25 protein-coding genes and 1 pseudogene are annotated in these 26,780 nt (G+C 53.2%); 6 read left to right on the top strand and 20 right to left on the bottom strand.

Annotated features, from left to right (window positions below):
* Nucleotides 1–22: 22 nt before the first annotated feature.
* The 4 genes from F7231_RS00275 to F7231_RS00260 all read left to right on the top strand — a co-directional run bounded on the left by F7231_RS00275 (nt 23) and on the right by F7231_RS00260 (nt 5,137).
* Nucleotides 23–706: a hypothetical protein gene (locus F7231_RS00275; RefSeq protein ID WP_166690496.1), complete on the top strand. Its 684-nt coding sequence runs from the start codon at nt 23–25 to the stop codon at nt 704–706.
* Nucleotides 693–2,357, top strand: a complete 1,665-nt coding sequence (locus tag F7231_RS00270; RefSeq protein WP_166690495.1) for a S8 family serine peptidase — start codon at nt 693–695, stop codon at nt 2,355–2,357. The genes F7231_RS00275 and F7231_RS00270 overlap by 14 nt, the downstream gene beginning before the upstream one ends.
* A gap of 42 nt (nt 2,358–2,399) precedes the next feature.
* Nucleotides 2,400–4,127: a hypothetical protein gene (locus tag F7231_RS00265; RefSeq protein WP_166690494.1), complete on the top strand. Its 1,728-nt coding sequence runs from the start codon at nt 2,400–2,402 to the stop codon at nt 4,125–4,127.
* A 68-nt stretch (nt 4,128–4,195) separates the two neighbouring features.
* Nucleotides 4,196–5,137: a cation diffusion facilitator family transporter gene (locus tag F7231_RS00260; protein WP_085410598.1), complete on the top strand. Its 942-nt coding sequence runs from the start codon at nt 4,196–4,198 to the stop codon at nt 5,135–5,137.
* A gap of 9 nt (nt 5,138–5,146) precedes the next feature.
* On the opposite strand, the gene F7231_RS00255 is transcribed toward F7231_RS00260, so the two are convergent.
* The 9 genes from F7231_RS00255 to F7231_RS00215 form a co-directional block, all read right to left on the bottom strand.
* A complete protein-coding gene (locus tag F7231_RS00255; RefSeq protein WP_085410599.1) occupies nt 5,147–5,731 on the bottom strand; it encodes a hypothetical protein in 585 nt (194 codons plus the stop codon).
* 56 nt (nt 5,732–5,787) lie between these two features.
* Entirely contained in the window at nt 5,788–7,548 is a 1,761-nt protein-coding gene (locus tag F7231_RS00250) for a HAMP domain-containing sensor histidine kinase (protein WP_166690493.1), read from the bottom strand.
* A gap of 99 nt (nt 7,549–7,647) precedes the next feature.
* Complete coding sequence (locus F7231_RS00245; protein WP_166690492.1) at nt 7,648–8,787, bottom strand: sensor protein KdpD; 1,140 nt, start codon at nt 8,785–8,787, stop codon at nt 7,648–7,650.
* A gap of 52 nt (nt 8,788–8,839) precedes the next feature.
* Nucleotides 8,840–10,033 carry a porin gene (locus tag F7231_RS00240; RefSeq protein ID WP_166690491.1) on the bottom strand — a complete coding sequence of 398 codons (1,194 nt, stop codon included), beginning with the start codon at nt 10,031–10,033 and terminating at the stop codon, nt 8,840–8,842.
* A 59-nt stretch (nt 10,034–10,092) separates the two neighbouring features.
* Complete coding sequence (locus tag F7231_RS00235) at nt 10,093–10,656, bottom strand: K(+)-transporting ATPase subunit C (RefSeq protein WP_166690490.1); 564 nt, start codon at nt 10,654–10,656, stop codon at nt 10,093–10,095.
* A gap of 66 nt (nt 10,657–10,722) precedes the next feature.
* Nucleotides 10,723–12,795, bottom strand: a complete 2,073-nt coding sequence (kdpB, locus tag F7231_RS00230; RefSeq protein WP_166690489.1) for a potassium-transporting ATPase subunit KdpB — start codon at nt 12,793–12,795, stop codon at nt 10,723–10,725.
* 131 nt (nt 12,796–12,926) lie between these two features.
* Entirely contained in the window at nt 12,927–14,642 is a 1,716-nt protein-coding gene (gene kdpA / locus F7231_RS00225) for a potassium-transporting ATPase subunit KdpA (protein ID WP_166690488.1), read from the bottom strand.
* A gap of 117 nt (nt 14,643–14,759) precedes the next feature.
* The gene (locus F7231_RS00220; RefSeq protein WP_085410606.1) at nt 14,760–14,840 is read right to left on the bottom strand and encodes a potassium-transporting ATPase subunit F; all 81 of its coding nucleotides are present in this window, start codon (nt 14,838–14,840) and stop codon (nt 14,760–14,762) included.
* 12 nt (nt 14,841–14,852) lie between these two features.
* Nucleotides 14,853–15,086, bottom strand: a complete 234-nt coding sequence (locus F7231_RS00215) for a hypothetical protein (RefSeq protein ID WP_166690487.1) — start codon at nt 15,084–15,086, stop codon at nt 14,853–14,855.
* Between the two features lie 220 nt (nt 15,087–15,306).
* On the opposite strand from F7231_RS00215, the gene F7231_RS00210 reads away from it, so the two are divergent.
* Nucleotides 15,307–17,259, top strand: a complete 1,953-nt coding sequence (locus tag F7231_RS00210; protein ID WP_208295526.1) for a KUP/HAK/KT family potassium transporter — start codon at nt 15,307–15,309, stop codon at nt 17,257–17,259.
* Nucleotides 17,260–17,837: 578 nt separating this feature from the next.
* Here the strand turns inward: F7231_RS00210 and F7231_RS00205 are convergent.
* The 11 genes and pseudogenes from F7231_RS00205 to F7231_RS00160 all read right to left on the bottom strand — a co-directional run bounded on the left by F7231_RS00205 (nt 17,838) and on the right by F7231_RS00160 (nt 25,516).
* A complete protein-coding gene (locus F7231_RS00205) occupies nt 17,838–18,530 on the bottom strand; it encodes a hypothetical protein (protein ID WP_166690485.1) in 693 nt (230 codons plus the stop codon).
* 306 nt (nt 18,531–18,836) lie between these two features.
* Nucleotides 18,837–19,004, bottom strand: a pseudogene (locus F7231_RS27275) (type I methionyl aminopeptidase); the annotation flags it as partial.
* Between the two features lie 248 nt (nt 19,005–19,252).
* The gene (locus F7231_RS00200; RefSeq protein WP_166690484.1) at nt 19,253–19,756 is read right to left on the bottom strand and encodes an anthrone oxygenase family protein; all 504 of its coding nucleotides are present in this window, start codon (nt 19,754–19,756) and stop codon (nt 19,253–19,255) included.
* A gap of 23 nt (nt 19,757–19,779) precedes the next feature.
* Nucleotides 19,780–20,262: a GNAT family N-acetyltransferase gene (locus F7231_RS00195; RefSeq protein WP_166690483.1), complete on the bottom strand. Its 483-nt coding sequence runs from the start codon at nt 20,260–20,262 to the stop codon at nt 19,780–19,782.
* Between the two features lie 170 nt (nt 20,263–20,432).
* Nucleotides 20,433–20,996, bottom strand: coding sequence for a DUF4256 domain-containing protein (locus F7231_RS00190; protein WP_166690482.1), 564 nt, complete (start codon nt 20,994–20,996; stop codon nt 20,433–20,435).
* A 17-nt stretch (nt 20,997–21,013) separates the two neighbouring features.
* Nucleotides 21,014–21,376, bottom strand: coding sequence for a DUF2200 domain-containing protein (locus F7231_RS00185; protein WP_166690481.1), 363 nt, complete (start codon nt 21,374–21,376; stop codon nt 21,014–21,016).
* A 28-nt stretch (nt 21,377–21,404) separates the two neighbouring features.
* Nucleotides 21,405–22,169 carry a type I methionyl aminopeptidase gene (gene map / locus F7231_RS00180; protein ID WP_085410610.1) on the bottom strand — a complete coding sequence of 255 codons (765 nt, stop codon included), beginning with the start codon at nt 22,167–22,169 and terminating at the stop codon, nt 21,405–21,407.
* Between the two features lie 22 nt (nt 22,170–22,191).
* Nucleotides 22,192–22,659 (bottom strand): hypothetical protein, encoded by a 468-nt coding sequence (locus F7231_RS00175; protein ID WP_085410611.1) that lies wholly within the window; start codon nt 22,657–22,659, stop codon nt 22,192–22,194.
* Between the two features lie 121 nt (nt 22,660–22,780).
* Nucleotides 22,781–24,133: a sigma-54-dependent transcriptional regulator gene (locus F7231_RS00170; protein ID WP_166690480.1), complete on the bottom strand. Its 1,353-nt coding sequence runs from the start codon at nt 24,131–24,133 to the stop codon at nt 22,781–22,783.
* 147 nt (nt 24,134–24,280) lie between these two features.
* Entirely contained in the window at nt 24,281–25,045 is a 765-nt protein-coding gene (locus F7231_RS00165; RefSeq protein WP_166690479.1) for an SDR family NAD(P)-dependent oxidoreductase, read from the bottom strand.
* Between the two features lie 63 nt (nt 25,046–25,108).
* Nucleotides 25,109–25,516, bottom strand: coding sequence for a hypothetical protein (locus F7231_RS00160; RefSeq protein WP_229369529.1), 408 nt, complete (start codon nt 25,514–25,516; stop codon nt 25,109–25,111).
* A gap of 506 nt (nt 25,517–26,022) precedes the next feature.
* Between F7231_RS00160 and F7231_RS00155 the strand changes: the two genes are divergently transcribed.
* Nucleotides 26,023–26,625 (top strand): RNA polymerase sigma factor, encoded by a 603-nt coding sequence (locus tag F7231_RS00155; RefSeq protein WP_085410614.1) that lies wholly within the window; start codon nt 26,023–26,025, stop codon nt 26,623–26,625.
* The last annotated feature ends 155 nt before the right edge of the window (nt 26,626–26,780 follow it).

The raw sequence follows: 26,780 nt of genomic DNA, 5'->3' as shown, positions 1-26,780 counted from the left end.
TCTTATTTTCTGCCATCCCACCATGCTTCGTCTTGTTGTCTGCTTTTGCTGGCTCTTACTGCTCTCCTGCGGTACGTCAGAAACCTCACCCGTGGAGTTGGGGCTTGATTACCGGCCAGTCTCAAGCGGCCGCTATATCATCTACGACGTAACTGAACAGCGCTTCTCGCTCATTGCCGCGCCTGTTACCAGCACTTACCAGCTAAAAGAGACCGTTGGCCCCCGCTACACCGATGTTACGGGCCAGCCCGCCTACCGGTTGCAACGGTTTCGCCGGGCCAGCACACAGGCCAGCTGGCAACCCGACTCGCTATGGACAGTGCGGGTAACCGACCGCATGGCCGTGCAGACTGAAAGCGGGGCCGACTTCGTTAAACTGACGTTTCCACTCATTGACCGAAGCCGTTGGAATGGAAACGAGTTTAACCGCTTTGCCGAAGACCTGTATGAAGTACGCAACGTAGCGAAGCCCTACACAGTTGGGGCACAGACATTTACTGAAACCGCAACGGTCTGGCAACAAAATGATTCTACCCTGGTTTCACAAGACAAGCGTATCGAAGTATTTGCCCGGCAAATTGGCCTCGTGTACAAAGAAACGGTGCAACTACAATTCTGCTCGTCGACACCCACCTGCGTGGGCACATCACAGATCGATTTTGGCGTTCGCAGGTACGTCCGGGTAGCGAGTTATGGCACTGAATAATACCTTTCAACTACGCATTGCGGCGGCGCTCTTCATCGTCAGTCTATTCTGCTGCTTCGGCCAGGGAGCACAGGCCCAACGGGCGGGCCAATACCTGCTTTTATTTCGCGACAAAGCGGGCACACCGTTTCGGATCGACCGGCCCGATCAATTTCTGTCGGCCCGGTCTGTCTCCAGGCGGCAACGGCAGGGCATAGCCGTCACAGAACGCGATTTGCCTGTTACACCGGCCTACCTGACTGGGCTGCGTCAGGCGGGAGCAACCGTGCTTTACACGTCGCGCTGGCTCAACGCCGCTCTGGTACAGATTGCCCCAACGCAGCTCCCCGCCCTGCTGGCGCTGCCCTACGTGCAGGGACTTGAAACGGGGCGCGTACTCAATAATGCCCGGCTGGGAACCAGCGACCAACCCCTCACTGATCGTGAACGAGCCAGTAAGTTTGGTCGGTCAGCGTCTGTACCAGCCTACGGACTAGGCGACTTTCAGCTGAGGCAGCTGGGCGTAGACCAAATGCACGACAGCGGGTATCATGGCGAAACCATGCTGGTTGCTATTCTCGATGCCGGCTTTTCACGGGCTAACCGGGTTGCCTTTCTGAATTCGCTTTTTGCGGAGAACCGGGTGCTGGCCACCTATGACTTCCCCGACCGCGAAGCCGACGTATACGACGACGATGAGCATGGCCTGAATGTATTGTCAGTAATGGCCGCCGAAGCACCAAACCAGCTCTACGGCCCTGCTTATAAGGCAACGTACCTGTTGCTACGAACAGAAATTGCCGCCAGCGAAAATCCCGTTGAAGAAGCCTACTGGCTGATTGGCGCCGAATATGCCGATAGCACTGGCGCCGACGTAATTAACTCATCGCTGGGTTACACGACGTTCGACAACCCCGCTGATAACCATACATACGCCGACCTGACCGGCACAAAAACCCTGATCAGCCGGGCGGCCACGTGGGCCGCCGACGCCGGTATGGTCGTTGTTAATTCGGCGGGTAACGAAGGCAACAGCGCCTGGCGCTACATTGGCGCACCGGCCGACTCGCCCGGCGTGTTGAGCATTGGGGCGGTTGATCGCAATGGCCTCCTGGCCCGATTCAGCTCGGTTGGTCCAACCTACGACGGTCGGCTGAAGCCCGATCTGGTAGCGCTGGGGCAGGGTACTGTGCTGGGTACGTCGGCAGGTAGCGTTGTCGGGGGTAACGGCACGTCGTTTTCCGGTCCGCTGGTGGCCGCACTGGCCGCTGGTTTCTGGCAGGCATACCCCACCCTATCGGCCGCTCAGGTACGTAATTTGCTTCGCCAGTCGGGGTCTCAGGCCGACCGGCCCGATGTACAGTACGGGTATGGTATTCCTAATTTCGGACGGGCTATACAACTCGCTGCTGCCCAGCAACTACTGGCTATTTACCCCAATCCCGTTACCGGCACCGAGCGGTTGCAGGTTAGCCTCACAGACGCAGAATCGGCCCAGCCAATCACCATTCGTCTGACCGATCTAACCGGGCGGGTTGTCTTCCAACGCAATTACCCGAGTGGACAAATCGGCACACTCTCCCTGGAAGTACCTGATCTACAACAAGGCATCTACCTGATATCGATCTCCGCTGCGGGCCATATACGAACATTGCGCCTGTTGAAACGGTAGAAGCCGTAAGTTTGTGCCGCTTGTCCATTCGCAACCAACTCAATGATTTCTCCGCCTGTCTCGTCTCAACTACCCGTATCTATAGACTCATTGCCATCCATCAGGTGGAGCTATATATTGGTTGGACTGGCCATGTCATTCGCCCTTTGGGTCACCTTCGTTCATCCGCCCGACGGGGGTTACTTCACCACCGATGAGCAGTTTATAGCCGACTCGGGCGTGTTTATGCTCTTTGGCGCTACACCCCGTTGCCTCGACTGGCCGGGTATTCCGATGGTGATCGTGTTTTATCTGCTCGCGTTGGGTCAGTGCCTGATCAATCTGGTCAGCGCTCCGGACCTCTCGGGTGTTGGTGCGTTTGAGGTGATTGATAAGACAGCCTACGCCTACCTGCTGGATCGGATTCCACTCATCACCGCCGGTCGGCTGGTTCAGACGCTGCTGGTTGGGGGCTTATTGATCTGGTGCGTTCGCATCATCCACCGGGCCAGCCCATCGCTGCTTCCGCCGGTGCTGCGCCTTCCCCTTGTCGTTATTCTGTGCCTTCAGTATGACGTTTTCATCAGCACACCCGTCATTCGTCCCGAAGCCCTCAGCTATGCACTCTTTGCAGTAGCTGGCTTTCTGATTCTCTTTGGTGAATTTCCGGCCCGCTCGTGGCGGCAGCCCGCCGTTGTGCTGCTGCTCATTGCCCTGCTGGTCAGTCAGCGGCTGCTGTTCGTATTTACCTTCCCGTTCCTGCTGGGTGGGTTGCTCGTGCGTATCGGCTGGAGCTGGCAACGGGCCCTTGGGGTGTTGGGCGGACTGTTGCTGTTCGTGCTGTTAACAATGCCATTCCTGTGGACAGACTCTTTTGTGCTGCTCAAAGCCTTTGGTGGCGGTATGCTGATGAAGGTTGGCGGTGCCCAGTCGTCATTTTTCAATTGGGGGTACGTTACCAGTATGGTGCTGCCATCACCCACTGTCTGGCAACTGCTCCTATTGCCTATCGGGGCGGTTTCGTTCTGGCGCTGGTACCCCAACCGGGCTATGGCTGCCCTCCTGATTGGCAACCTGGTATTATTGACGGTATCCATCTTTCATTCGTCTACCATCTACATCACGCACACGCTTCCGTTGCGTATGATGGGCCTGTTCTTACTGGCGTATGGAGCATACACACTGTACCTGCTGTCGCGGCGGCGTTGGGTCCTTTACACTGTAGCAGGCCTGCTCGCCCTTTCACATATTGCCGAAAGCGCACTACTGGAGGCTGATCTGCTACGTCCGTCGACACTGTGGCAAACGGCTACTTTTCTGCAAAAATTACCCGCCAATACCCCCGTGCTGACCACACCGGAGTTTGACAACATCACACCGCGAAACAAGCAGACGCTGATTCGGGAATTGCGAGCCGTTGAGGATGAAACCCTGACTCAGGCGAAATATGATCGTCAGTTTGGCGGCAAAATAAGCACCTCGCCGCCTGTCGTACTGAAAACATCCCTGTCGGAAGACGAACGGCTGGCCATTCTGCAGCGGCAAATTCTGGTTCAGTACACGCCCCTCAACCACTATCCTGACCTGACGTTTTATGGTTCACTGACCGGATTCGTCAACTACTTCGTCGACACGAAGCTGGCGTTTGCCGACTTCGAGAAAGGCCGATACACGTACCTGGTTACGCACGATGGCAACCTCCCCTACCCACGGGTCACTCAGTTTGACCAGCCTTCACACGACGGCGCTTTTTACGTCTACAAAACACCCGCTCAACCGGTAACGCCCTAGCCAGATTGCCCTGCCCGGCCTAAACATTTGCGGATAAACGACCGTTGGTGTACCATCACACCATCGATATGCCTGCGTCTAAAACCCCGATCTACAGCGCCTTAATTGCCAACGTAGCCATTGCCATCACGAAATTCATTGCCGCCAGCGTAACAGGCAGTTCGGCCATGATTTCGGAAGGCATTCACTCACTCGTCGACTCTCTGAATGAAGTGCTGCTCTTGCTGGGCATCAAACGGAGTAAGCAACCAGCCGACGACAAACGCCCTTTCGGATACGGCAAAGAGCTCTACTTCTGGGCCTTCATCGTCTCTATCCTGATTTTCGGTGTGGGTGGTGGCGTCTCGTTCTATGAGGGAATCACCCATCTGCAGCATCCCGAAATCATTGAAAATCCGTTCTGGAACTACATCGTGCTCGGTATTGCCTTTGTCCTCGACGGATTTTCGTTCATCACCGCGCTGAAGGAGTTTAATCGGCAGCGGGGTAGTCAACCGTTTTGGGCAGCCGTAAAACGAAGCAAAGACCCCTCAACGTTTGTCGTCTTGTTTGAAGACGCCGCCGACGTGCTGGGCCTGCTGGTTGCCTTTTTGGGTGTTTTTCTGGGCCATCAACTGCAAAATCCTTATTTCGACGGCATCGCTTCCATCCTCATTGGCTTGATCTTAACGGCCGTTTCTGTGGTGCTGGCCCGCGAAAGCCGGGGCCTTTTGATGGGCGAAAGTCTGGAGGCGGCCACCATGCGGCAGGTAGTAGCGGTGATTGAACAGGATCAGGCCGTTGTGCGCGTGCTCCGGTCACCCTCAATGTACATGGCCCCTGAAGAGGTGATTCTGATGCTGGTCATCGATTTCCATAACGACCTGTCGACGACGGATATCAACCAGGCAATTACCCGCATCCGGGAGACGGTTAAACAGAAATTTCCGATCATCAACCAGTTGTTCATCGAGCCCGGCGAAGCCCCCTCCCCGCTACCGGAACCGCAGGCTGACGGGCTTGCCTTCTGAGCACATTGGTCAGTCAGGTGCGATGGCTCCCTCGAAGCCAAGTGTCATCGCTTTTTTCGTCTCGTCGGCCTGTTTGATGCCGCCCGTAGGCTGAAGCAGGACGTTGCGGCATTTGATGTACAGAAAGCCGTTGACCTTCGATACGCTCACCGTGCCCGCCCCATCGGCCCCTTTCCAATCCCTTATTTCACTTTTAAGAATGTCGGAAAAGGACAGTTCCACTTTTTTCTGGGCGGGGCTGGCCTTACCGCTTACCTGATACGTACCTACCGCTGGTGTATCCGTACCGAAGTCCAGCGTCATCACCCGGTTCTGTCCCGGTTCAACGGCCGTAAACGTATGCATGATGAGGTTGAACCCTCCCTTGAATCTGTAGGCTGTTTTAGCAGTGTTGGCCACCTCGGCCCGCACTTCGCCGTAGTTGTACCAGCCGTCTGGCCCCGCATACAACTTACTTTTGGGATTAGTGTACCGATCGTCGGGGGCGGAAGCGGCCTTCCCCCAGGTATCATTTTGAGTTGGTGAACCAGGTTGCTGGGCGTGTATACTAACGGTAACAAACAGGCTAAGAGCCACATACAGTGTGCGTTTCATACGGGTGTGTTTAGGCCAACAAGGTACTAAGCTTGTGCCTGATGGCCTACTATCATTTACACAACCGGCAACGTAAACCAGAAAGCAGCCCCATCGGTAACGGTCGTATCGAGCCCGATCCGGCCATGCATGCTTTGAATAAACTCACTCGAAATAGCCAAACCAAGCCCCGTACCACTGGCCTGCCCGTTGGAACCCGGCGCGCGGAAATAGCGGTCAAAAATCCGGTCGCGGTGCTCTGGCCGAATACCAGCTCCGTAGTCGCGCACCCGAAATTCAATACCCTGTTTAACCGGCTTAGCCGATACCTCAATCCGGCTCTCGTCTGGCGAGTGCCGTACCGCGTTCGACAGAAAATTGATCAGCACCCACGACGCTTTATCAGGATCGGTACGTACCTGAGGCAACCCGGCAGGCAGGTCGGTATGCAGGCTTATGGCACGCTGGTCGGCGGCCACCCGAAGCGCGTTGACGGCATACCCGACAATATCGCCCGCGTCTACAGGCTGTATGTTCAACTGAATCTGGCCCGACTCCACCTGCGCCATATTCAGCAGTTCGCCCGTAATGGCCAGCAATCGGTCGGCGTCGGCCCGCAGGTCAGTCAGCAGGTCTTTCTGTTCGTCGTTGAGGCTACCGATACGCTGGTCGTCGAGGAGCTTCAGGCTCATTTTTATGCTTGATATGGGCGTTTTCAACTCATGCGAGACCGTAGCGATGAAGTTTGTTTTGGCCAGATCAAGCTCTTTATACGACGTCACGTTTTTCAGCACAATCACGTACCCGGCCCGCACGGCCTGTTCGTCGCCGGTGCGCGTAATATCGACGGGCTGGGTTTGGCGGGTAAAATAGCTTTCCTTATCACCATCATAAATTTTCAGCAAACTGGCCTCCCCGGTTGCGCCAGCTCCTTCCGGTGTGGACGGAGTACGTTGCAGCGGCGGCATCACGTCCTGAATCAGCGTGCGCATCAGGTCGTTGGTGGCGGCAATATCGGGGGCATATTTTCCCAGCAGATCCGACTCGGTCAGGCTCAGCAAGCGGCTGGCAGCCTGATTTACGAATAGGATATACCGGTTCTGATCTAATCCGATGATGCCGTCAGACATGACCTGAATCAGCGTATCGATGCGCTTTTTCTCAAACAGGATCCGCGCCAAGTTCGAGTGTTCATACTCGTCGAGTTTCTCGGCCATGCGGTTGAACGACCGGGCCAGTTCCCCAAACTCGTCGCTGGAATTGACATGCAGACGCTCTTCAAAATTACGGTTGGTCACCTGTTTTATTCCTTGCGTGAGTTCGCGCAGGGGCCGGGCCACGTAGACAGGAAAATTAATAGTGAACGACAGAACAATCAGGAAGCAGGTGGTGCCAATGACGGCCAGCCAGATCAGGGCATCTTTGGCGGTTTGCTTGGCTACCTCATTTTTGCGCACAATAGCCTGTCGATTGATCTCGTCAAGTTGAAACAGGGCCTGATGCATTCGTCTGATCGTAACGGAGTCGGTTGCGCCACGCCGAAGTCGCTCAAATTCACGCCGCAGGTTACCCGTTACCTCCGCCTCACCGGCCTCCGTAAAATTGGCTTCCTGCTTTTTCAGGTTTCGCTCAAAATCCCCTATCGACTCGTTATCCGTCAGGTCGGCCAGTGCTTTTTGCATATGACTGGTGTACTCGAGCGAAATGTAGTTATCCTGAAGAATAGCCTGCGAGTCGTTGGCCAGTTGGTTAAGGTAATACGCGCCCAGCCCACCCAGCAGCAGAATAATGGCAAATAAAAATGCCATGCCGAGCGCTATTTTGGATTGAAGGTTCATAGAGAAATTGAGTTTACTGTTCACCGTCTTCCGGTGCGTTGTCGAACAGGTAATTCAGGATGTAGCAGCCTAACAGCAGACTACACACAGCAGACTTTGTTAAGACAGAATCACCAGGTCGACGTCGGAGTCAGAGAGTTTGTTGAGCAGGCGATTAAATGCGTTGGTGCGCAGGATGATCTGAATCAGACTCAGGTGCGGTTTGCCGATACAAACCGTTGTCACCTTGCGTGTGTCAACTTCCTGCATGATGCAATCTACGATGTTCCGTCCCTTCGCCTGAATAACCTCTGCGCCCAGTTCGGTAGCCAGTTTCAGGTTATTGATCAGATGCCGCTGCAGGTCAAGTCTGATTCGGTCGGGACTTTCCTCCGGCGTTTGCACGTACAGCACATACCAGCGCGAATTGTAGTAGCTAGCCAGGCGGGCTGTTTTCCGAATCACCCGCCGCGCAATATCCGGGTTGCTACTGATCGACGCCATAAACCGCTCGTGCCGTCCATTTCCTGCTAATGGCAAGGCCTGATCCACCTTACGTTCGACCTGACCGGCCACTTCTTTGAGCGCTAACTCACGCAGTTGCAAGATTTTGTCGGGCCGAAAGAAATTGGTCAGCGCCATCTGCACTTTCGACGGATCATAAATTTTCCCTTCCTCGAGTCGCGCAATGAGTTCGTCGGCGGTCAGGTCGATGTTTACCACCTCGTCGGCAATCTGCAACACCCGGTCGGGCACGCGCTCGGTTACGTCGATGCCCGTGATCAGGCGTACGTCGTCGTAGAGGCTTTCGATATGCTGAATATTGACCGCCGAGATGACGTTGATGCCTACGTCGAGCAAGTCAAGCACATCCTGCCACCGTTTTTCGTTTTTCGAACCGGGAATGTTCGTATGCGCCAGTTCATCCACGATTACCAGTTCGGGGTGGCAGTTGATGATCGCCTGCACGTCCATTTCCTCGAGCTGACGGCCCTTGTAAAACAGCGTGCGCCGGGGAATAGCCGGCAGACCTCCTACCAGCGCCTCAGTTTCGGCCCGTCGATGGGTTTCAATGAACCCGATCTTCACGTCGACGCCATTGCGTAGCAGGCTGTGTGCTTCCTGTAACATCCGGTATGTCTTGCCCACACCCGCGCTCATACCGATGTACACCTTGAACTTCCCCCGCCTCGATTCGCGAATAAGGGTCAGAAATCGCTCGGCCGGTTCGCCGTTGTGGTGTTGATCATTTACAGTCATAAAGCAGCTATAGACACGAAGCTTCCCGGAGAAACCCCGTGTTACCCATCTATTAAAACGAAATGGCCAAACTCGTCGTCAACGCAGCATTCGTACGGCTTGCGCCTGCCCTGCCCTCGAAAATAGGGGCTTTGCTGTCGTACACCTTCCCCTCGATACGCAGTAGAGCCGATCCCGCGCCCTGATTCGACAGAATGGCGTAATCGTAGCCCAGCGAATACCCCGTTGTTTTGAAACCGGGCAACGTACCTGTACTGATGAGTACGTTGTTGGGGTCATCGTAATATTCTACGCGCCCATTCACATAGCTCCGATCCGACGTTTTGTACCGGGCAATGACCACGGGCGAATACCAGATGTAGCTACCGCCCCCATCGATCCGCACAGCAGACCCGGTACGAACAACCGGCTTTCGATCGGCACCAAAATCAAAGCCCACTATCACGCCAAAGCGCCCCTGCGACGGTCCGCCGCCCGGATTAATGATGGCGTAGAAGTTATTGAAGAATCGGCTCTGTTTCAGCGAGTCGGGACGGTCACTGCCCAGGAAGCTGCTCCAGTTGAGTGTTAGGGTCGACGATGGCCGGAATTGCACCTGGGTACTGATCGACGGGCCACTGTAGCCATCAAGTTTTTTGATCCGCTGCCACCCGTTAAGTACAGACCCCAGCAACGTCCATTTCCCATTACCGGTGTTGTACGTCACTTTGGCCCCCGCCAGGTAGTAGGGCGAATTCTCGGCCATGATACTCCGGGTCAGGGTCCAGCAATCTTTCGAGATGGCACTTTCAAAACCGATGTGCGACGAAAAAATGCCTGCGTCGAGCCACAGATCGTGCTTTTTCGCCAGCTTCACCCCGGCGTTGGCTTCGAAGAGGTGCTGCACCAGTGTCTGTTCAACAGCGTAATTGTATTGGGCATAGTTGCCCGCCTGCAATGCCAGATTCCCTCGGATTCGCTCAGCCGCATAAGCCGCTTTGATAAAAGCCAGGTTGATGTTTACTTCCCGATTACGCCGGTGGTTGTACACAAATCCGGGGCGTTCCTGCGCGGTTTTCGGGGCCGTAAAGTCATGCGCGTAGTAAGCTTCAACGTACCCAGATACGGTCAGGCCCGCCACGGGCACTGTCTGAGCTACTGCGGGGGCCCGCGTGGTGTCAATCGCCTGAGCATGTACGGTTGAGGCTGACATGCCCCACCCCAGGTACGTTACCGCCAGCAATAAGGTCTTAAATACTGTTTTCATTCCTGTTAAGATTGGCGAGCCACAAGGTGCTCTCTTGCCGTTGGCTGAAGCCAGCAGATTTAATTCCGTTTATCCAGCGCCACATTCAGCGCCAGTACATTAACCGTAGACGGCCCAAACAAACCCAGCAACGGCCCCTGCGTATGTTCATCGATCAGTTGCTCTAATCGGTCGACCGACAAGCCGCGTAGCTTCGCAACACGACGTACCTGAATTTTCGCAGCGGCCGGCGATAAATCAGGGTCAAGCCCCGAACCCGACGCCGTCACCAGTTCAGCCGGTATGTCGGCCTTCTGCACACCCGGATTGTGCACCAGAAACGTATCGATCCGAGCCTGCACTGTTTTCAGATAATCCGGGTTCGAGGGTCCTTTGTTCGACCCGGCCGAACCAGCCGCGTTATAATCGACCGCCGATGGGCGTGACTTAAAATAACGGTCTTCCGTAAACTGCTGCCCAATTCGGGCGTAACCGACAACCTTACCGTTTACGGTGACCGTTTCGCCAGCCCCGCCGCCCGGAGCCAGTTTAGCGATGCCTGCCACCACAAGCGGATATATGACAGAGGTCAGGATAAGCATAGCCACCGTTAACCGAATGGCTGGAGAGATGTGATTTTTCATGTTTTTGTTGGTTTACCCCCCCAGCGGCGGCCCCTCCCGGAATGCCGCTGCGGGTAGGGTGATTGTCTAGACAAATAGCCCCACAACTAAATCGAGTAGTTTGATGCCGATGAAGGGCGCTACCAAGCCGCCGAAACCATAGATAAACAGGTTGCGACGCAGCAGGGCTGAGGCACCGATCGGCTTGTATTCGACCCCACGAAGGGCCAGCGGAATCAGCATTGGAATGATGATCGCGTTGAAGATTACGGCCGACAATATGGCTGACTCAGGGCTGTGCAGCTTCATCACGTTGATGGCCTGCAGGGCCGGAATGCTACCCACAAACAGCGCGGGGACAATGGCGAAATACTTGGCGACGTCGTTGGCAATGGAAAAGGTGGTCAACGTACCCCGCGTAATGAGGAGTTGCTTGCCAATTTCTACCACTTCGATCAGCTTGGTCGGATCATTATCCAGGTCGACCATGTTGCCGGCTTCCTTGGCCGCCTGCGTGCCCGAGTTCATCGCCACCCCTACATCGGCCTGCGCCAGGGCGGGGGCATCGTTGGTCCCGTCGCCCATCATCGCCACCAGTTTCCCACCGGTTTGCTCCGTGCGGATATACTGCATCTTGTCTTCTGGTTTGGCCTCGGCAATAAAATCATCGACACCCGCCTTCTGGGCAATGAACCGGGCTGTCAGTGGGTTATCACCTGTGACCATCACCGTTTTCACGCCCATTTTGCGCAACCGATCGAAGCGTTCGGCGATACCGGGTTTGATGATATCCTGCAATTCCACGACGCCCATTACCTGTTCATTTTCCGTTACCACCAGCGGCGTACCGCCATTACCCGCAATCTCGTTGGCTTTCTGCTCCGTTTCTGACGGGAAAGCGTTCCCCGCCTTTGTTACGATGGTCCGAATCGAGTCAACAGCGCCTTTCCGAATCCGCAGCGAGCCACCATCCCGCGCGGCATCGGGCATGTCGATCCCCGACGAGCGCGTTTCGGCCGTGAATTTGATCATCGTTGATCCGGTCATGCTCAGGTTGCGCGTTACGTCGGTCCCGGCCAGTTCCACGATCGATTTGCCTTCGGGCGTTTCGTCGGCCAGCGAACTGAGCGCCGACGCCCGGACCATCTCGGCCTGGTTGATACCCGGCGCGGCGTAGAAATGGGTAGCTTTCCGGTTACCAATCGTAATCGTGCCCGTTTTGTCGAGCAACAGCACGTCAATATCGCCCGCCGTTTCAACCGCCCGCCCCGACTTGGCAATGACGTTGGCGCGCAGGGCGCGGTCCATTCCCGCAATACCAATGGCCGACAGCAGCCCGCCAATGGTCGTGGGGATCAGGCAGACGAACAGTGAGATCAGCGCAGCAATGGTAATGGGCGTGTTGGCGTAGTCGGCGAAGGGTTTCAGGGCTACACAAACGATGATAAAGATGAGCGTAAAGCCCGCCAGCAGGATTGTTAAGGCGATTTCGTTCGGCGTTTTCTGCCGCGACGCCCCCTCTACCAGCGCGATCATCTTATCGAGAAACGACTCGCCGGGCTGGGTAGTCACCCGCACGGTGATCTTGTCAGACAGCACCTTGGTACCACCCGTCACCGACGATTTATCACCGCCCGCTTCTCGAATCACCGGGGCCGATTCACCCGTAATGGCCGATTCGTCGATGGTGGCTAACCCTTCGATGATCTCTCCGTCGGCCGGAATGGTGTCGCCGGTTTCGCATAGGAACACATCTCCTTTCTGCAGTTGCGCCGACGAGATGACCGTAATTTTCTCCTCGCCCCCTGCTCCTTGCCCCCCGCCTATTTTCTTAGCGGGCGTTTCCTGCCGTGTTTTCCGAAGTGACTCTGCCTGGGCCTTGCCCCGCGCTTCGGCAATGGCCTCGGCGAAGTTGGCGAATAGCACCGTAAGCAGCAGAACGGCTGTAATCACGCTGTTGTAAGCCAGGGTACCCTGCGCTTTGTCGCCCGAAATGGCAATATAGATCGTCATAACCAGCATGATGACCGTACCGATTTCAACCATAAACATCACTGGATTCTTGACCAGAACCGCCGGATTCAGTTTGGTGAACGACTGTTTTATAGCCGCCCCTACCAGCTCAGACTGGAATAGGGCCGGGGAAGATTGCTTTGCCATTTTTGTGAAACCTCACCCCCGACCCCTCTCCTTCACAAGGAGAGGGGGGTGCTCGGCCCATTAATCGGAGTAAACGACTAGCGGAGCTTTACTCCCCTCTCCCAACGTGGGAGAGGGGCCGGGGGTGAGGGTTATTTAAGTGAGAAATACTCTGCCAATGGCCCCAGCGCGAGCGCAGGGAAAAAAGACAGGGCCGTGATAATGATGATGACGGCGAACGTCATCAGGCCGAATGTTGGCGTGTCGGTTGGCAACGTACCTGCACTTTCGGGCACGAACTTCTTGTCGGCCAGCAACCCAGCAATGGCAACGGGACCGATGATCGGAATGAACCGGCCAAAAAGCAGCACAAAGCCGGTGCTGACGTTCCAGAACACGTTGTTGTCGCCCAGCCCTTCGAAACCCGATCCGTTGTTGGCATTGGCCGACGTGAACTCGTACAGCATCTCCGTGAATCCATGATACCCCGGGCTGTTCAGCCAGGCCGACGGTTTCACCGTCCAGTCAGCATTCGGGTAGTTGACCGTGATCCAGGCGGCAATTGCTACCCCTCCTTTTACCATCAATGTACTAAGCAGGGCCACCATCGACGCAATCTTGATCTCCCGCGCCTCTACTTTCCGCCCGAATAACTCCGGCGTACGGCCCACCATCAGCCCCGAAATAAAGACGGCGATGATCAGGTAATAATAGTAGTTCAGGAAGCCAACACCGCAACCGCCGTAGAAGGCGTTGGTCATCATACCCAGCAGTTGCATTGCCCCCGACAAGGCCATCGACGAATCATGCATGGAGTTGACCGACCCCGTTGAGATAACCGTGGTCGCAATGCTCCAGTAGGCCGACGATAAAGGGCCAAACCGGACTTCTTTGCCTTCCATCGCTCCCGTTGGCTGCGTCACGCCGAGTTGCGCAATAGCCGGATTACCGTGTAACTCGGTCACAAGCGTCGGGATGAGCAAGAGTAAAAAGCCGCTGGTCATCACACCGAACACGATCCAGGAAAACCGCTTCCGGTTGATCATATAACCCAGCGCGAAAAGCATGATAATGGGCAACATCACCTGCGCGATCAACTCGACCATGTTTGTCAGGTAGTTCGGATTCTCGAGCGGGTGCGCCGAGTTAGCCCCAAAATACCCACCGCCGTTGGTACCCAGGTGCTTAATGGCGATCAGCCCCGCCGCTGGTCCGCGCGACACGTTGACTGTGTCGCCCTGCAGCGAGATGAACTGATCTTTCCCGTCAAAACTGGCGGGCGTGCCGTTGAACGCTAGAATCGTGGCGACCACCAGCGCGCCCGGCAACAACACACGCGTGATCGCTTTGGTGAAGTACACGTAGAAATTGCCCGATAGATTCGTTTTTTCGGGTAAAAACGCCCGTACCACCAGCACCAGGGCGGCAATACCCGTAGCGGCCGACACAAACATCAGGAAGTTGATCACCCCAAGTTGCGTCAGGTACGTTAGCCCCGATTCACCCGAGTAGTGCTGTAAATCGCAGTTGACCATGAAGCTGATCGCCGTGTTGAAGGCCAGGTCCGGGGTCATCGACGGGTTACCGTCGGGGTTGAGCGGTAGCCCCGCCTGCGCCAGCAGCATACCAAAGGCGTAAACGAACCAAACAGCATTGATGGTCAACAAAGCCGTCAGGTTCTCTTTCCAGCCCATGTCTTTCGAGGCGTCGACACCCCCGATGCGGAGGATTAGGCGCTCGACCGGAGCCATAAAATCGAGGGCGTTGGGCTCACCCCTGAAAATCCGGCCAACCAGCTTTCCAAGCGGAATCGCCAGCAGCAGGGTAATCAGGTACGTGGCCAGAACGCCCACTAATTCGGTATTCATAAGTTGATTGTTAGTGATGGTCCGTATGCTGCACGGTCATCGGGGAGTCATTCCATAGTATTGATTGCCCAGGACAACTGACGGTGAAGGCCGGCGCAGCATACGGACAGCCGATTATTAGAACTTCTCCGGCCGAATCAGCACATACAGCATGTAGATGAAGGCCAGCAGGGAGGTGATAAACAGGATTGTGAGCATGATTAGACCTTTTCAAACCAGTCGATGGCTTTGTAGAAGATGGCGAAGCAGAGGAACGCCGAAAGAAGCAGAAGCAGTAATGTGCCCATGAGGACGGTTGGTTAGTTTGATTTCGGTCAGGCTATGCCAAAAAGTGGCCCAACTAAACCAACAAGCTTTACACACAATCACAACCAATTGCCAATCAACTTCTTGCAAATAGCCGTGCCAATTGTCGGCAGGCTTTATTTGCGCTCTTTTTTCCATTTTGGAAAGGCGGCTTTACCATTTTGAAAAAAATCAGTGCCAAAATCCGTAAATCGCGGTTATTCACGCGTTGGCACGATATTCGGGTAAACGTTACTGATGCCTATGAATCCCTCACCTGAGTATTGGTCTATTTAAAGGGAGCATACCAGCAACACCAACGTACCCAACCCAAACAAACACCCCCTTGAGTTCACACGCTTCTCGTAACATCGACAAAATGACGGCGGCTGGCCTGCTGGTCGCTGTCGGCATCGTTTTTGGCGACATTGGTACCTCGCCGCTATATACCTACCGTGCTATTATTGAAGACCGCATTGTCGACGAAACCCTGGCGCTGGGTGGCGTATCGGCCATTTTCTGGACGCTCACCTTTCAGACTACACTTAAATACGTGCTGCTCACCCTGCGAGCCGACAACAACGGGGAGGGCGGCATCTTTTCGCTTTATACGCTCATCCGGCGGTATGCAAAATGGCTGCTGTTCCCGGCCATTGCGGGCGGTAGTTTCCTGATTGCCGACAGTATCATCACGCCGCCTATCTCGGTGTCGTCGGCCATCGAAGGGCTATTGCCGCTCTACCCTGATCTGCCCACGGTACCCATTGTGCTGACTATCATCTTTTTGCTCTTTGCAGCGCAACAGGCGGGCACCGATAAGCTGGGCAAAGCCTTTGGCCCCATTATGTCTATCTGGTTTACCATGATTGGCCTGATGGGAGCCCTTCAACTGGCAAAGAACCCCGGCGTTGTTCGGTCGCTAAACCCCGTTTACGCCTACGACATGATCGTGAACTACCCCGACGGCTTCTGGCTGCTGGGCGGCGTTTTCCTTTGCTCAACCGGGGCCGAAGCGCTCTATTCCGACATGGGCCACGTGGGGCGGCGCAATGTGCAGGTGTCGTGGTTTTACGTCAAAATCTGCCTTATCCTCTGTTACCTGGGTCAGGCGGCGTGGCTGCTCGACCATATGGGCAAACCGCTGGGTACGTTGAACTCGTTCTTTGGGCTGGTACCCGACTGGTTCATGCTGCCCAGCATCGGTATTGCCACACTGGCGACCATCATTGCGTCGCAGGCGCTCATCAGCGGCACCTTTACGCTCGTATCCGAGGCCTTCCGGCTGACGTTGCTGCCCAAAATGCGGATCGTTTTTCCCTCCAACGCGCGCGGGCAGGTCTACATTCCGGCGTTCAACTGGCTGCTGATGGCGGGCTGTTTCGTGGTCGTACTTTACTTCCGCGAGTCGAAAAATATGGAGGCGGCGTTCGGCCTGTCGGTAAACCTGACCATGCTGACTACGACCGTGCTACTGGGCATGTACCTCTATGCTAAAAAGCGGATCAATGGCCTGATCGTGTTGGGCTTATTGCTCATCTATTTCTTCATCGAAGGTGGCTTCCTGATTGCCAACCTGCGGAAATTCACGCATGGCGGTTGGGTATCGCTCCTGCTGGGGTCGATCATGCTAACGGTAATGCTGGTCTGGCACAATGGCAGCCGCATCAAACGGCGTCTCACTCAGTTCGTCAGCCTGCGCGATCACCTGCCCATGCTGCGGCAACTGAGCAACGACACCGACGTACCTAAATACGCCACCAACCTGGTCTACCTGACCGCCTCACCACAACATCAGCTCGTAGAAGAGCACATTCTCGACTCCATTCTGGAAGGCATGCCCAAACGCGCCGACCTGTACTGGCTCATCCACATCGAACTGGTCGACGATCCATTTACAACCGAGTATGTGGTGGATACTCTGGAGCCGGAAGATGTTATCCGCATCACCTTCAAATTGGGTTTCCGGGTACAGCCGCGCATCAACTTGCTATTCCGAAAGGTGGTAGAAGAAATGGTGCGCTGCCACGAGATCACGATCAAGCCCAAGTACCGACCGCTGAAACCGAACCCCAACGCAATTGGCGATTTCCGGTTCATCGTCATCAACCGGTTCCTCTCCTACGAAAACGAATTGAGCCTGCTCGAAACGTTCATCATGAACGGCTATTTCGCCCTGAAACGCCTTAGCCTCGCCGACGAAAGCGCCTACGGCCTCGACAGCCAGAATGTAGCCACCGAACAAATCCCGCTGGTCGTCAACCCCGCCAACCCCATCCGCCTACGCCGCGTAAAAAACAAAGGTGATGTCGATGACATATCAACTATAAAGTAATAATAATTCCCTATTATGATTCAATTTTTTTATCCAGCCTGTAAGGTCATTGACCTTCAATATACGCAAGAGAAAAGAACTTGCTCAGTGCAATTCGTAATGGCTCTAAAATTATCTTGTATTCTCACTTTATCTGATAAACTAATTTCTTTTTTGCACTCTTCCAATGCAAAGCTTCTGTTTCACTGATAGTTAAAGTAAAATTTTCTGCATTTTTTCTATATCAAAGAAATAAGCACATGGATCAAGCCACCAAACTACTTGTTTTGATTCATTGTCTTATAAATTCATTACTATATCATAAATTTCTTCAGTAGGCTCGTTCAAAACATCTGATGCACAAAGCCTAATTAAAATTCTCGATATTGAATTTCAACAGGCAACCAGCCATGTTCTGGAATAACAAAATTCAAAGTTAATCTGTCCATATCCTTACTGTACCGTTTTGTATCACATAAATACAATCATATGATACATATTTTTTATGTAATTTTCTAGCTAAAATTCAGTAAAGCCATTCAGCTTTTCAGCACTTATACTTCAGATTGAATTAGAGTAACCATCAATCAACTACATTTTTACTCAATCCCTTGGTCGTTCAATTCCTCACCAGATTCAGTATCATCGTCTTCATCATAGGCGCCTATCCAAGTCATCACTTTATTAGACTTGCGATAGTCGCTGTAGCTATACATATCGACTAAAGTAGCTAGTAAGTTATACCCTCCGAACCAAATATGGAACTTCGGATTTCGTTTAGCTCGCTCAATTAATCTATTTGTGTCAATTTGCTTACGAATTGAATCATCAAGCAAATCTAAAGGCATTTTGGCAAACTTCTGCAAGTTTGTTTCATAAGGACTAAAGTCAAGAGCAAATTTCTTGATTTGGTTCTTATCCATTGAGGCTACAATTTTATCTAAAGAAGCATTACAATTTTGAACGTTATGTACAAAGCTATTACGCCATTCGGATAACGCAGAGATGTATCTTCTATAAGTATCACCCAATAATTCAAGTTCTTTTATAAATGCAATTTTTCCAGATGATTTATTACTTAGTTCTAGCCGAGAAATAATAATTTTCAGGACTGGCTCATCAAAATGATGAAGCAACAAATCAGTGCATGAGGCTTCGATTAAGGCATGTAATTTGATTACAAAAGACCAATCATCTTCCTCCAGTAATCTTTTGAAGAAATCTGATGATAGACCTAGCTTCTCCTGCAAGACCTGTATCCCACTATCCACTAAAAAATCTTCTGGTAACATGTTTTGATAAATTACATATAATTCCAAAATCAAAGAAATCTATCTTCTAAATATGATTAAAAATAACGTCTTGTGGAACCTTCACTTATCAATCTCACAACATTGACTTTTGTTTAAGGATCACTCAAGCTGATGTCCAAAAGCGTGGGTAGGGTTATTGAACGCCGATTTAATTGAGAATGTATTTTTCGATCGAACGCAAGTAAGCTTTAGCTTTCCGTTATATGAAAAAGGGAAGCGATGAATCGCCAAATCGATAGTTGAGGTTTTAGGGTTCTTACAAGTCAGTCTGATGCTTTACTACTCTCAGCCCCATATATAATTCATCTCGGTAAGGATGATTGGCTTGCCATCGGTGATTAGGATGGTGTCTTCGTGTTGTACTTTGAAACCACCTTTGTTGCCCACCATAGTCCAGCCGTCCTGTAGCGTTTCCGCGTAGGTCGACGTCGTGGAGATGAAGGTTTCAATGGGCCACTGCCCAGTTTTACGTTATTGGCATGTTTTCCGTTTCGCTGAGCAATACGGTTGGTGTTTCATTTTTAACCAGATCGTAACTCTCAAATGTACGAATTGCGCATATGGAAAGACAATGGAAAACAGCTTATTGATTAATCGTGAAGCGATCACGTCCCTACGCTAGTTTCGTTATGCGACAAGCAGGTACGTGCTACACTGATCTCTCCCTGACTATACCGGTGAGTGAACCGGACGGGTTACTATCAATTCTTTTGGTAGCGGCTCAGAAAAGCAAGTAGCGAGCAAAGGAAGGCGGCGAGTGAACAGGCGGTTCGGACAAAATTCAGGGTGACCCACCTGGTTTCGAAAAGCTGTCGCTGGCTGCTAAGCGATTCTTTCGGTGCGCTAGTTAGGTCAAGGGCATCGAGTGCTTCGTTTATCGGAATGTTGCCGACTACCGTCACCAGAAAAACGCCGACGCCATAGACGATCGTTGCAGCCAGCAACAGCCAGAACGCTGTTGTTCCGGATTGAGTCGTATGGGTGAGGTACGTGGCAAGCGGTAACGCGAGTAAAGCGCCAAAAAATGCCGTAAAAAAGGCAGGATTCTGAATAGCCCGATTGATCGACTGCATCGTGGACAGATATTGATGATCGTCCAGCTGACTTAAGGCGGGCATAACAGAAAACGAATACGCAAAGAACAGGCCCGCCATCAGCCCAACACATACAGTGGCAAAAAGTAGCGTGATAGTTGAGCCGGTCATAGGCATCTGGTTTAGGCAGAAAGTTAATCCGACCGTTTGTAAATAAACTCCTCAATATCGGCCTGCCGCGCATTTGCGAATCCCTTGTCGGTTCCAACTTGCACGAAGCCGCATTTCTCCAACACCCGCTGCGAGCCATAATTATCGAAAGCCACACATCCATATATGGGTCTGGCTGGCTCAATAGCCAACAGGTCAGTCAGGGCACTTGTGGCGATTCCCTGACCCCAGAAAGAGCGATCAATCCAGTACGTGATGCCGGCCTCATCGTCCATCACAAATTTCGCAATGCTGCCCACGATTACATCGCCCACTCGTATAGTCCGCATATTAATGGTTGGGTCAGTCAGATGCCTTGTGTACTTGTCGATATAAGCGGCCTTGTCGGTGGGATCTTTAGCGGTGAACGCCGCCAGATGATTGGCTTCGCTGTCGAGCTGGAAGTGGAAGAATGCCTCTAGATCTTCTTTCACTGTTTCCGTCAATGTAATAGACCTGTTTACCATCCGTCTGAAATCTTATACCGTTTTACCCTCTCAAAGGCTAACTGTCAAGCAAGGCGAGCGCCTGGGATTTCGGGCGGCTGGCGTAGGGAAAGATGCGCCTGCATTTAGGACTACGGTTCCCAAACAGCCTGCTACTTATCAGACGATTATTGACAGCGTCGAATTACGGATCAAACCTTCACCAAGCCACGGAACCCTCGGGCGGCGTAGTACGATTGAGCACCGTTGTGATACACGAAGACCTGACCGTAGCGGAAATCGGCGAACAGGGCACCACCCAGCTTTCTGATCGCGGCCGGTGTCTTCAGCCAACTCGACGTTTTCGCGTCGAACGTACCTAGCCGTTGCAAGTCCCGGTATTGGGCTTCATCCAACAGGTCGATAGCCATGTTATCGGCCATGTCCACCGCGTTATGTTCGGGTCGGTTGTCTTTTCTTGATTCTAGTCCGTCCAGGTCGTAACAACAGCTTCGGCGACCTTGCGGGCTTTCGGCCGAACAGTCGCAAAACAAATACTCGCCCGTCTGTTCGTCGTGGCCGATCACATCCGGTTCACCACCGGTTCGTTCCATGTCGTAGAGCGAGGCTAATTTGTCGGGATTCGCCGTCAGCTTCGCCTGTATTGGTGCCCAGTCCAGCCCTTCGTGGCGGCTTCCGTTTTTCTCAAAACGTGTCTGTAGGGTATCGAGTAACTCGTTGCGTTGGTCGGCAGATAACGCCTTTATTGTAAGCATAGGCCAGGTCGTGGTTGTTAGCGTCGTAAAATCGTTTCCATCTTCCGCCCTTTCGCCAGTTCATCTACCAGCTTATCCAGATACCGTACCTGCTGCGTTAAAGGATTGGCTATGTCTTCGATCCGATTGCCGCAGATTAAGCCGGTAATGAGGTGGGCATTGGGATGTATAGCCGCTTGCTGAAAAAACGTGTCGAAAGTCGATTTTGCGTCGATATGCCGTTGCAACGCCTTGTCATCATAGCCCGTAAGCCACTGAATGACTTGGTGCAGTTCTGCCTTCGTCCGTGCTTTCTTCTCCACTTTTGCCACATAATGGGGATAAACAGACGCAAACGTCATGGTGGCAATGCGTTCGTCCTGGCTGCTTGTCGTTTTCATGCCTTCTAGTCTTGCCTGGCCAGATTACTTAGTCCCAAATGTTATTCATCGCCGTAAGTATGATTGGCTTGCCGTCGGTAACGACAATCGTATGCTCGTGTTGCGCCATGAAACCGCCTTTGTTACCCACCATAGTCCAGCCGTCCTCCAATGTTTCGGCATAGGTTGATCTCGTTGAAATAAAAGTCTCTACCGCCACGACCGAGTTTTTCTTAAATCGACCCAGATTCGATCGATCTCTGAAATTGGCGATCTCAGCCGGCTCTTCATGCAGGCTTCGGCCTACCCCGTGGCCCGTCAGGTTTTTAATGACCCTATACCCTCTTTTCTTTGCTTCCGCCTCAATTAAAGCACCAATATCGGCGATACGAACCCCGCCTTTTATGGCGTGAATGGCCCTGTACAAAATCTGTTTCGATGCCTCGATTAACTTCTGATGCTGGTGCACATCTGTTCCAAGCACAAAGGAGCCTCCATTATCTGACCAGAAGCCATTCAACTCCGCCGAAACATCGATATTGATCAGGTCGCCCTCGTTGAGAACACGCTGGTCAGACGGGATGCCGTGACAGAATTCGTTGTTTACACTGATGCACGTCCAGCCCGGGAAGCCGTAGGTCAGGTAAGGAGCTGACTTGGCCCCTACCTCATTCAGGAGTTTTCCGCCATACTCATCCAGTTCCTTAGTCGTCATGCCTGGTTTGGCATAGTTCCTCATTTCTCTCAGCGTGTAGGCAACGGCTTCACTTGCCTGTTGCATGCCGATCAGTTCCGCCTCTCTGGTTATTGACATCGTTGTTTTTCCGTACGTTGTTTTATGCCATTCCTGACATAGTAGCTATGAAATAGTTTGACGCATAAACGCCCAATAGAATGAGTAACACATCCTGTGGCTTTTCTTCGTACGTGATCGTGTAATTGTAGTGCCACTTACGCCAATCAAATGTTGGGTCATAGAGTACCAGCTTTTCCTGCTCTTTATTCTCAATGATAAATTTGTTGTAGAACGTACCCATTGCTTTTAACACAAACTCTTGGCCATCCTGAAACGCGATAACAATCTGGCCACGCCAGTTCATTTGCAGGTTGGCTATGTCCAATCCGGCTTTTGTCACGGTAAGGGTAGTACCAAACAGACCAACCGACTTGATTTCGTAGACGTCAGACGTACCCAGCTTCATCTCGGCACTGAACGAGAAAAAACCCTTGTAGATCAGCTCACCTACCTGTTTTCCATTATCCACCAGTTGAAAGGTTTTCTGGTCTGTTGACGTCGCTTCCATTTTATGTCTGTTTTGCAAGGGTTTGGGGTGACTGAAATCAGGGGATCAACGACTGGTCTCGGCAGAGTAGCCGAGCCCATCCTTCGCCAATATACCAGATTAAGACGGGTCTGCGTACGGGCTACCCATCAAGCCCGTATTCCTGGATTTTTCGGTAAAGGGTCGTCAGGCCAATGCCGAGGAGACGGGCGGCTTCGGGTTTCTGTCCACTGGTATGGCGTAGTACGTAACGGATGTGCTGCTTTTCGACGGTAGCCAGATCGAACGTACCTGTGGCCGATACGCCGCCCGTTTGCAGGTCGAAGGGTAAGGTGTCGGGCACCAGTTCAGTCGACCCGTCGTCGCGCATATCGGACAAGATCACGGCGCGCTCGATCACATTTTTTAATTCCCGGATATTCCCCTTCCAGGCATGTTGCTGGAGCTTCTGCACGAAAGCAGGACTGAGCTGTACGTCACGTTTGCCGATCTTCACTCCTACCTGCCGGGCAAATTGGGCGGCCAGTTCGGCAATGTCCTGCGGGCGGTCGCGGAGGGGTGGCAGTTCGATGGTGAATACCGACAGGCGGTAGTACAGATCGAGGCGGAAATGACCAGCGCTCGCCTCCTGCTCCAGACTCCGGTTGGTAGCGGCAATGACCCGCACATCGGTTTTAGTCGGTTTGGTATCGCCCACGCGCAGAAATTCGTGGGTCTCCAGCACGCGCAGCAGTTTGGCCTGTAGGTCGAGCGGCATTTCGCCAATCTCATCCAGAAAAATAGTGCCTTTATGGGCTTCGGCAAACAGCCCCTTCTGATCGCGACTGGCTCCGGTAAAGGCCCCGGCGCGGTGGCCAAACAGCTCACTTTCCAGAATATCCTTGCCCAGCGCCCCGCAGTTGATAGCCACGAACGTACCTGACCGGCGCGGACTGGCCCCGTGAATGGCCTGCGCAAATACCTCCTTGCCAGTGCCGGTTTCGCCCGTCAGCAGCACAGTGGTGTCGGTCGTCGCCACGCGCTGTGCCAGCGAAATGGCCTGTCTGATGGCAGTAGACGTACCCACGATCTTTGCAAAATCGGTCCGTTCGTTGATCTGCGCTTCCAGCCGACGTACCCGGAACTGCAACTGCGCTTTCTCTACCGCCCGACTCACCAGCGGAATGATTCGGTCGTTATCGTCGCCTTTGGTGATGTAATCGAAGGCGCCGTTTTTAATGGCCGTTACCCCGTCGGCGATGGTACCGTAGGCGGTCAGCACAATGATTTCGGTGGCGGGGTATAGCTGCTTGATCTGTGCCGTGAGCTCAATGCCGTTTTTATCGGGCAGTTTCACGTCGCTGAGCACCAGATGTACCTCTTCCCGCTCCAGCGTTTTCAGGCCGGTGCGGGCGTTTTCAGCCTCCAGCACGGTGTAGCCTTCGAGGCTCAGAATCCGGGCCAGCAAGCCACGAAGCCGGGCTTCGTCGTCAATTATCAGGAGTGTAGCAGGCAAAGGAAGAGCACGTTGATTTACCTGTAAAAGTACAGCGTTTTCAGCATGTGAGGCCGGAGATTTCGGCGAGCGAGTCGGTACCGGCATCAGTCCGGTTGACCCAAAAATTCAGTTACCGGAATCCCTGGCCTCACTTGGTAAAGACCTCTACAGCGCAGCCATGCCGCCGTCGACGGTGTATTGGCCACCGGTGATGAACGCGGACTCATCGGAGGCCAGAAACAGCACCAGGTTGATTACGTCTTCTTCCCTGGCGTAGCGTTTCAGCGGAATCGCGTCGGCAAACTGCTTCTGCGCGGCCGTTCCCTGACCCGGCGCGAAGCCTTCTTCCAGCGACCGCATCATCCGGTTATCGACCGGCGAGGGATGCACCGTGTTCACGCGGATATTGTGGGCGGCTCCTTCCAGGGCAGCTACTTTCATCAACCCCACAACGGCATGCTTGCTCGTCACGTAGGCCGATACGTTGGGGGTGCCCGACAGTCCGGCTACCGACGAGGTAATGATAATGCTGCCTCCACCATGCTCCTGCATTACCGGCATCACGTATTTCAGACCCAGCCAGGCCCCCATCACGTTTACGTCGAGCACTTTCCGAAACAGGTCTTCGGGGTACTCCGTCAAGGGCACTACTTTCCCTTCGATACCCGCGTTGTTGAAGAAGACATCGATACCGCCTAACTTCTCTTTAGCCGCCTGTACATACCCCTGCACGTCAGCGGCATTGGTCACGTCGGCCCGGTAGTAAAATACCCGTCCAACCAGCCGCTCAGTCGTTTCCTTAAGCCTGGCCTCGTCAAGATCGACCAGCAGCACGCTGGCGCCTTCAGTCAGAAACAGTTGGGCGGCCGCCGAGCCAATGCCGCCTGAGCCTCCTGTAATCACGATTCGTTTTCCCTGTAAGCGATTCATACCGATTGAGTTTGGTTGATAAGCTGGTAACTAAAAAACCACCCGAAGGTGGTTTTTATAGACTTAATTGCCTGGCGTGGTAGTAGTATCCTCCGCCTGCTTCGCACGTTTCCGGGCGATCGACCCATCCTGACCCGAGCCAATGGATGGCTTCTGCATCTTGTAGTTTCGATTGGCCACGTCCTCGTCCAGCCGGTGCGGAACGGTTACGCCACCAACCGGCTGCTGGAAGGGCAACTGGGTTTTGTAGTTTGCCGACCGGTTATCGCGGCGCGAGAGGCGCGACGGCGTTTCGACTGCTACCCCTTCTTTCTCTTCCCAACGACGGGCAGCGGCTGCTTTGTTGGGGTGTTTGTAGTTGTGGGTCGAGTAAGTATGATCTTTCCGCTGCCGCTCTTCCTCCTGCGCCTTAGTGGGCAGGCTATAGGCCAACAGGCAGAGGCCTATTAACAGTGTGGTTACCTTTTTCATGATTTCCTGTGGTTTTGTTGTCGACAAAAGTAAGCGGTCGTCTATATGGTCAAACACACCCACAAAGACCTCTGTTTCAGCGCCAGATTCGGCGCGTTTCTGTCGTTCGGCCAATAGAATTTGTACCAGAAAAATGTTTGGTAGCAGGAAGCAGTAACTACCCGATTGTTACCCAACTGGCCATTTCGCCAAATAATATTTGCTTATTAGAATTCGATTGGAATTTAATTGACTCGGCCCTGCCAGTCTGGGTACGTTGGCCACCGGGCCAGTTTGCAGGACAGACACCCCATCCATGCCGGGGCTCGTTCACCTGCTCAGTCACGCAGCAGACCGGGTGGCTGTACCTAGCCTTTTCCCCTCCGGGCTAATTCCCCTAACGCCCGGGTGATGTACCCGCTATCGCCACTGAAAAGCTTTCGACTGGTACCGGATAAAGTCTGATTATTCTTCGTATACTATCAACTTGAGTATACCTTTAACATAGATTCCGCGCCAACCAGCCGATGTCGACAGATGCTTTAGATCCAAACGCTACCGACAGCCACTTATGGGACGACTTTCGACAAGGCGACCGGCAGGCGTTTGCCCTTTTGTATACGCGTTATGTAAGGGTGCTATACAATTACGGGTTCCATATGGCCGCTGATGCCGACCTGGTGCAGGATGCCATTCAGGAATTGTTTATTGACCTGTGGCGGCTTCGGGCCAACCTCTCGGCTACTACGTCTGTCAAATTTTACCTGTACCGGTCGCTTCGCCGGCGCATTCACGAAAGCATCGAATCGGGTCAGCACACAATAGCTGTCAGCGAGTTTGTCACGGCATCATCGCTGTTTCTGACGCCTTCACACGAAACCGATTACATCCTAGAGGAACAACAGGGCCTTGATCTGCATCGGCTTCAACAGGTGCTTCCTCAGCTCCCGCCCCGCCAGTACGAGGCCATCCGGCTCCGCTTTTTCGACAATTTTTCTTGGGATGAGATTTCGGCCATCATGCAGATGAATGAGCAGTCGGTGCGGAACCTCGTTCAACGGGCCATCAAAAAGCTACGCGAACTGTTCGGCCTGTTTATGGCTGCTGTGCTGTGGATGCTGATTAGTTGACACGGAGCCCTCCGTTGGTCGAAGCGGGCAGGGCTGCTCAGGAATAGCTACCTGCCACTTTACCCGGCCCACTTACATTATCCGGCGAAATTATTTCTCGTACTACTGAGTTAAAACTACTTTTTCTCCCTTTAGTACTATCAAATTGCCATCAG

The organism is Fibrivirga algicola, from assembly GCF_011742925.1.
In the GTDB taxonomy this organism is placed as follows: Bacteria; Bacteroidota; Bacteroidia; order Cytophagales; family Spirosomataceae; genus Fibrella; species Fibrella algicola.
This window is presented reverse-complemented; position numbering and strand designations above follow the sequence as displayed.

Excerpts from the sequence above, each read along its gene's own strand:
- F7231_RS00245 (WP_166690492.1), bottom strand. The coding sequence starts at position 8,787 with ATGACTGTAAATGATCAACACCACAACGGCGAACCGGCCGAGCGATTT.
- F7231_RS00235 (WP_166690490.1), bottom strand. The coding sequence starts at position 10,656 with ATGAAAAATCACATCTCTCCAGCCATTCGGTTAACGGTGGCTATGCTT.
- F7231_RS00190 (WP_166690482.1), bottom strand. The coding sequence starts at position 20,996 with ATGCTTACAATAAAGGCGTTATCTGCCGACCAACGCAACGAGTTACTC.
- F7231_RS00260 (WP_085410598.1), top strand. The coding sequence starts at position 4,196 with ATGCCTGCGTCTAAAACCCCGATCTACAGCGCCTTAATTGCCAACGTA.
- kdpA (WP_166690488.1), bottom strand. The coding sequence starts at position 14,642 with ATGAATACCGAATTAGTGGGCGTTCTGGCCACGTACCTGATTACCCTG.
- F7231_RS00200 (WP_166690484.1), bottom strand. The coding sequence starts at position 19,756 with ATGACCGGCTCAACTATCACGCTACTTTTTGCCACTGTATGTGTTGGG.
- F7231_RS00215 (WP_166690487.1), bottom strand. The coding sequence starts at position 15,086 with ATGGAAAAAAGAGCGCAAATAAAGCCTGCCGACAATTGGCACGGCTAT.
- F7231_RS00265 (WP_166690494.1), top strand. The coding sequence starts at position 2,400 with ATGATTTCTCCGCCTGTCTCGTCTCAACTACCCGTATCTATAGACTCA.
- kdpB (WP_166690489.1), bottom strand. The coding sequence starts at position 12,795 with ATGGCAAAGCAATCTTCCCCGGCCCTATTCCAGTCTGAGCTGGTAGGG.
- F7231_RS00185 (WP_166690481.1), bottom strand. The coding sequence starts at position 21,376 with ATGAAAACGACAAGCAGCCAGGACGAACGCATTGCCACCATGACGTTT.
- F7231_RS00195 (WP_166690483.1), bottom strand. The coding sequence starts at position 20,262 with ATGGTAAACAGGTCTATTACATTGACGGAAACAGTGAAAGAAGATCTA.
- F7231_RS00255 (WP_085410599.1), bottom strand. The coding sequence starts at position 5,731 with ATGAAACGCACACTGTATGTGGCTCTTAGCCTGTTTGTTACCGTTAGT.
- F7231_RS00270 (WP_166690495.1), top strand. The coding sequence starts at position 693 with ATGGCACTGAATAATACCTTTCAACTACGCATTGCGGCGGCGCTCTTC.
- F7231_RS00240 (WP_166690491.1), bottom strand. The coding sequence starts at position 10,033 with ATGAAAACAGTATTTAAGACCTTATTGCTGGCGGTAACGTACCTGGGG.
- F7231_RS00155 (WP_085410614.1), top strand. The coding sequence starts at position 26,023 with ATGTCGACAGATGCTTTAGATCCAAACGCTACCGACAGCCACTTATGG.
- F7231_RS00160 (WP_229369529.1), bottom strand. The coding sequence starts at position 25,516 with ATGAAAAAGGTAACCACACTGTTAATAGGCCTCTGCCTGTTGGCCTAT.
- F7231_RS00175 (WP_085410611.1), bottom strand. The coding sequence starts at position 22,659 with ATGGAAGCGACGTCAACAGACCAGAAAACCTTTCAACTGGTGGATAAT.
- F7231_RS00205 (WP_166690485.1), bottom strand. The coding sequence starts at position 18,530 with ATGTTACCAGAAGATTTTTTAGTGGATAGTGGGATACAGGTCTTGCAG.
- map (WP_085410610.1), bottom strand. The coding sequence starts at position 22,169 with ATGTCAATAACCAGAGAGGCGGAACTGATCGGCATGCAACAGGCAAGT.
- F7231_RS00250 (WP_166690493.1), bottom strand. The coding sequence starts at position 7,548 with ATGAACCTTCAATCCAAAATAGCGCTCGGCATGGCATTTTTATTTGCC.
- F7231_RS00275 (WP_166690496.1), top strand. The coding sequence starts at position 23 with ATGCTTCGTCTTGTTGTCTGCTTTTGCTGGCTCTTACTGCTCTCCTGC.
- F7231_RS00210 (WP_208295526.1), top strand. The coding sequence starts at position 15,307 with ATGACGGCGGCTGGCCTGCTGGTCGCTGTCGGCATCGTTTTTGGCGAC.
- F7231_RS00220 (WP_085410606.1), bottom strand. The coding sequence starts at position 14,840 with ATGCTCACAATCCTGTTTATCACCTCCCTGCTGGCCTTCATCTACATG.
- F7231_RS00165 (WP_166690479.1), bottom strand. The coding sequence starts at position 25,045 with ATGAATCGCTTACAGGGAAAACGAATCGTGATTACAGGAGGCTCAGGC.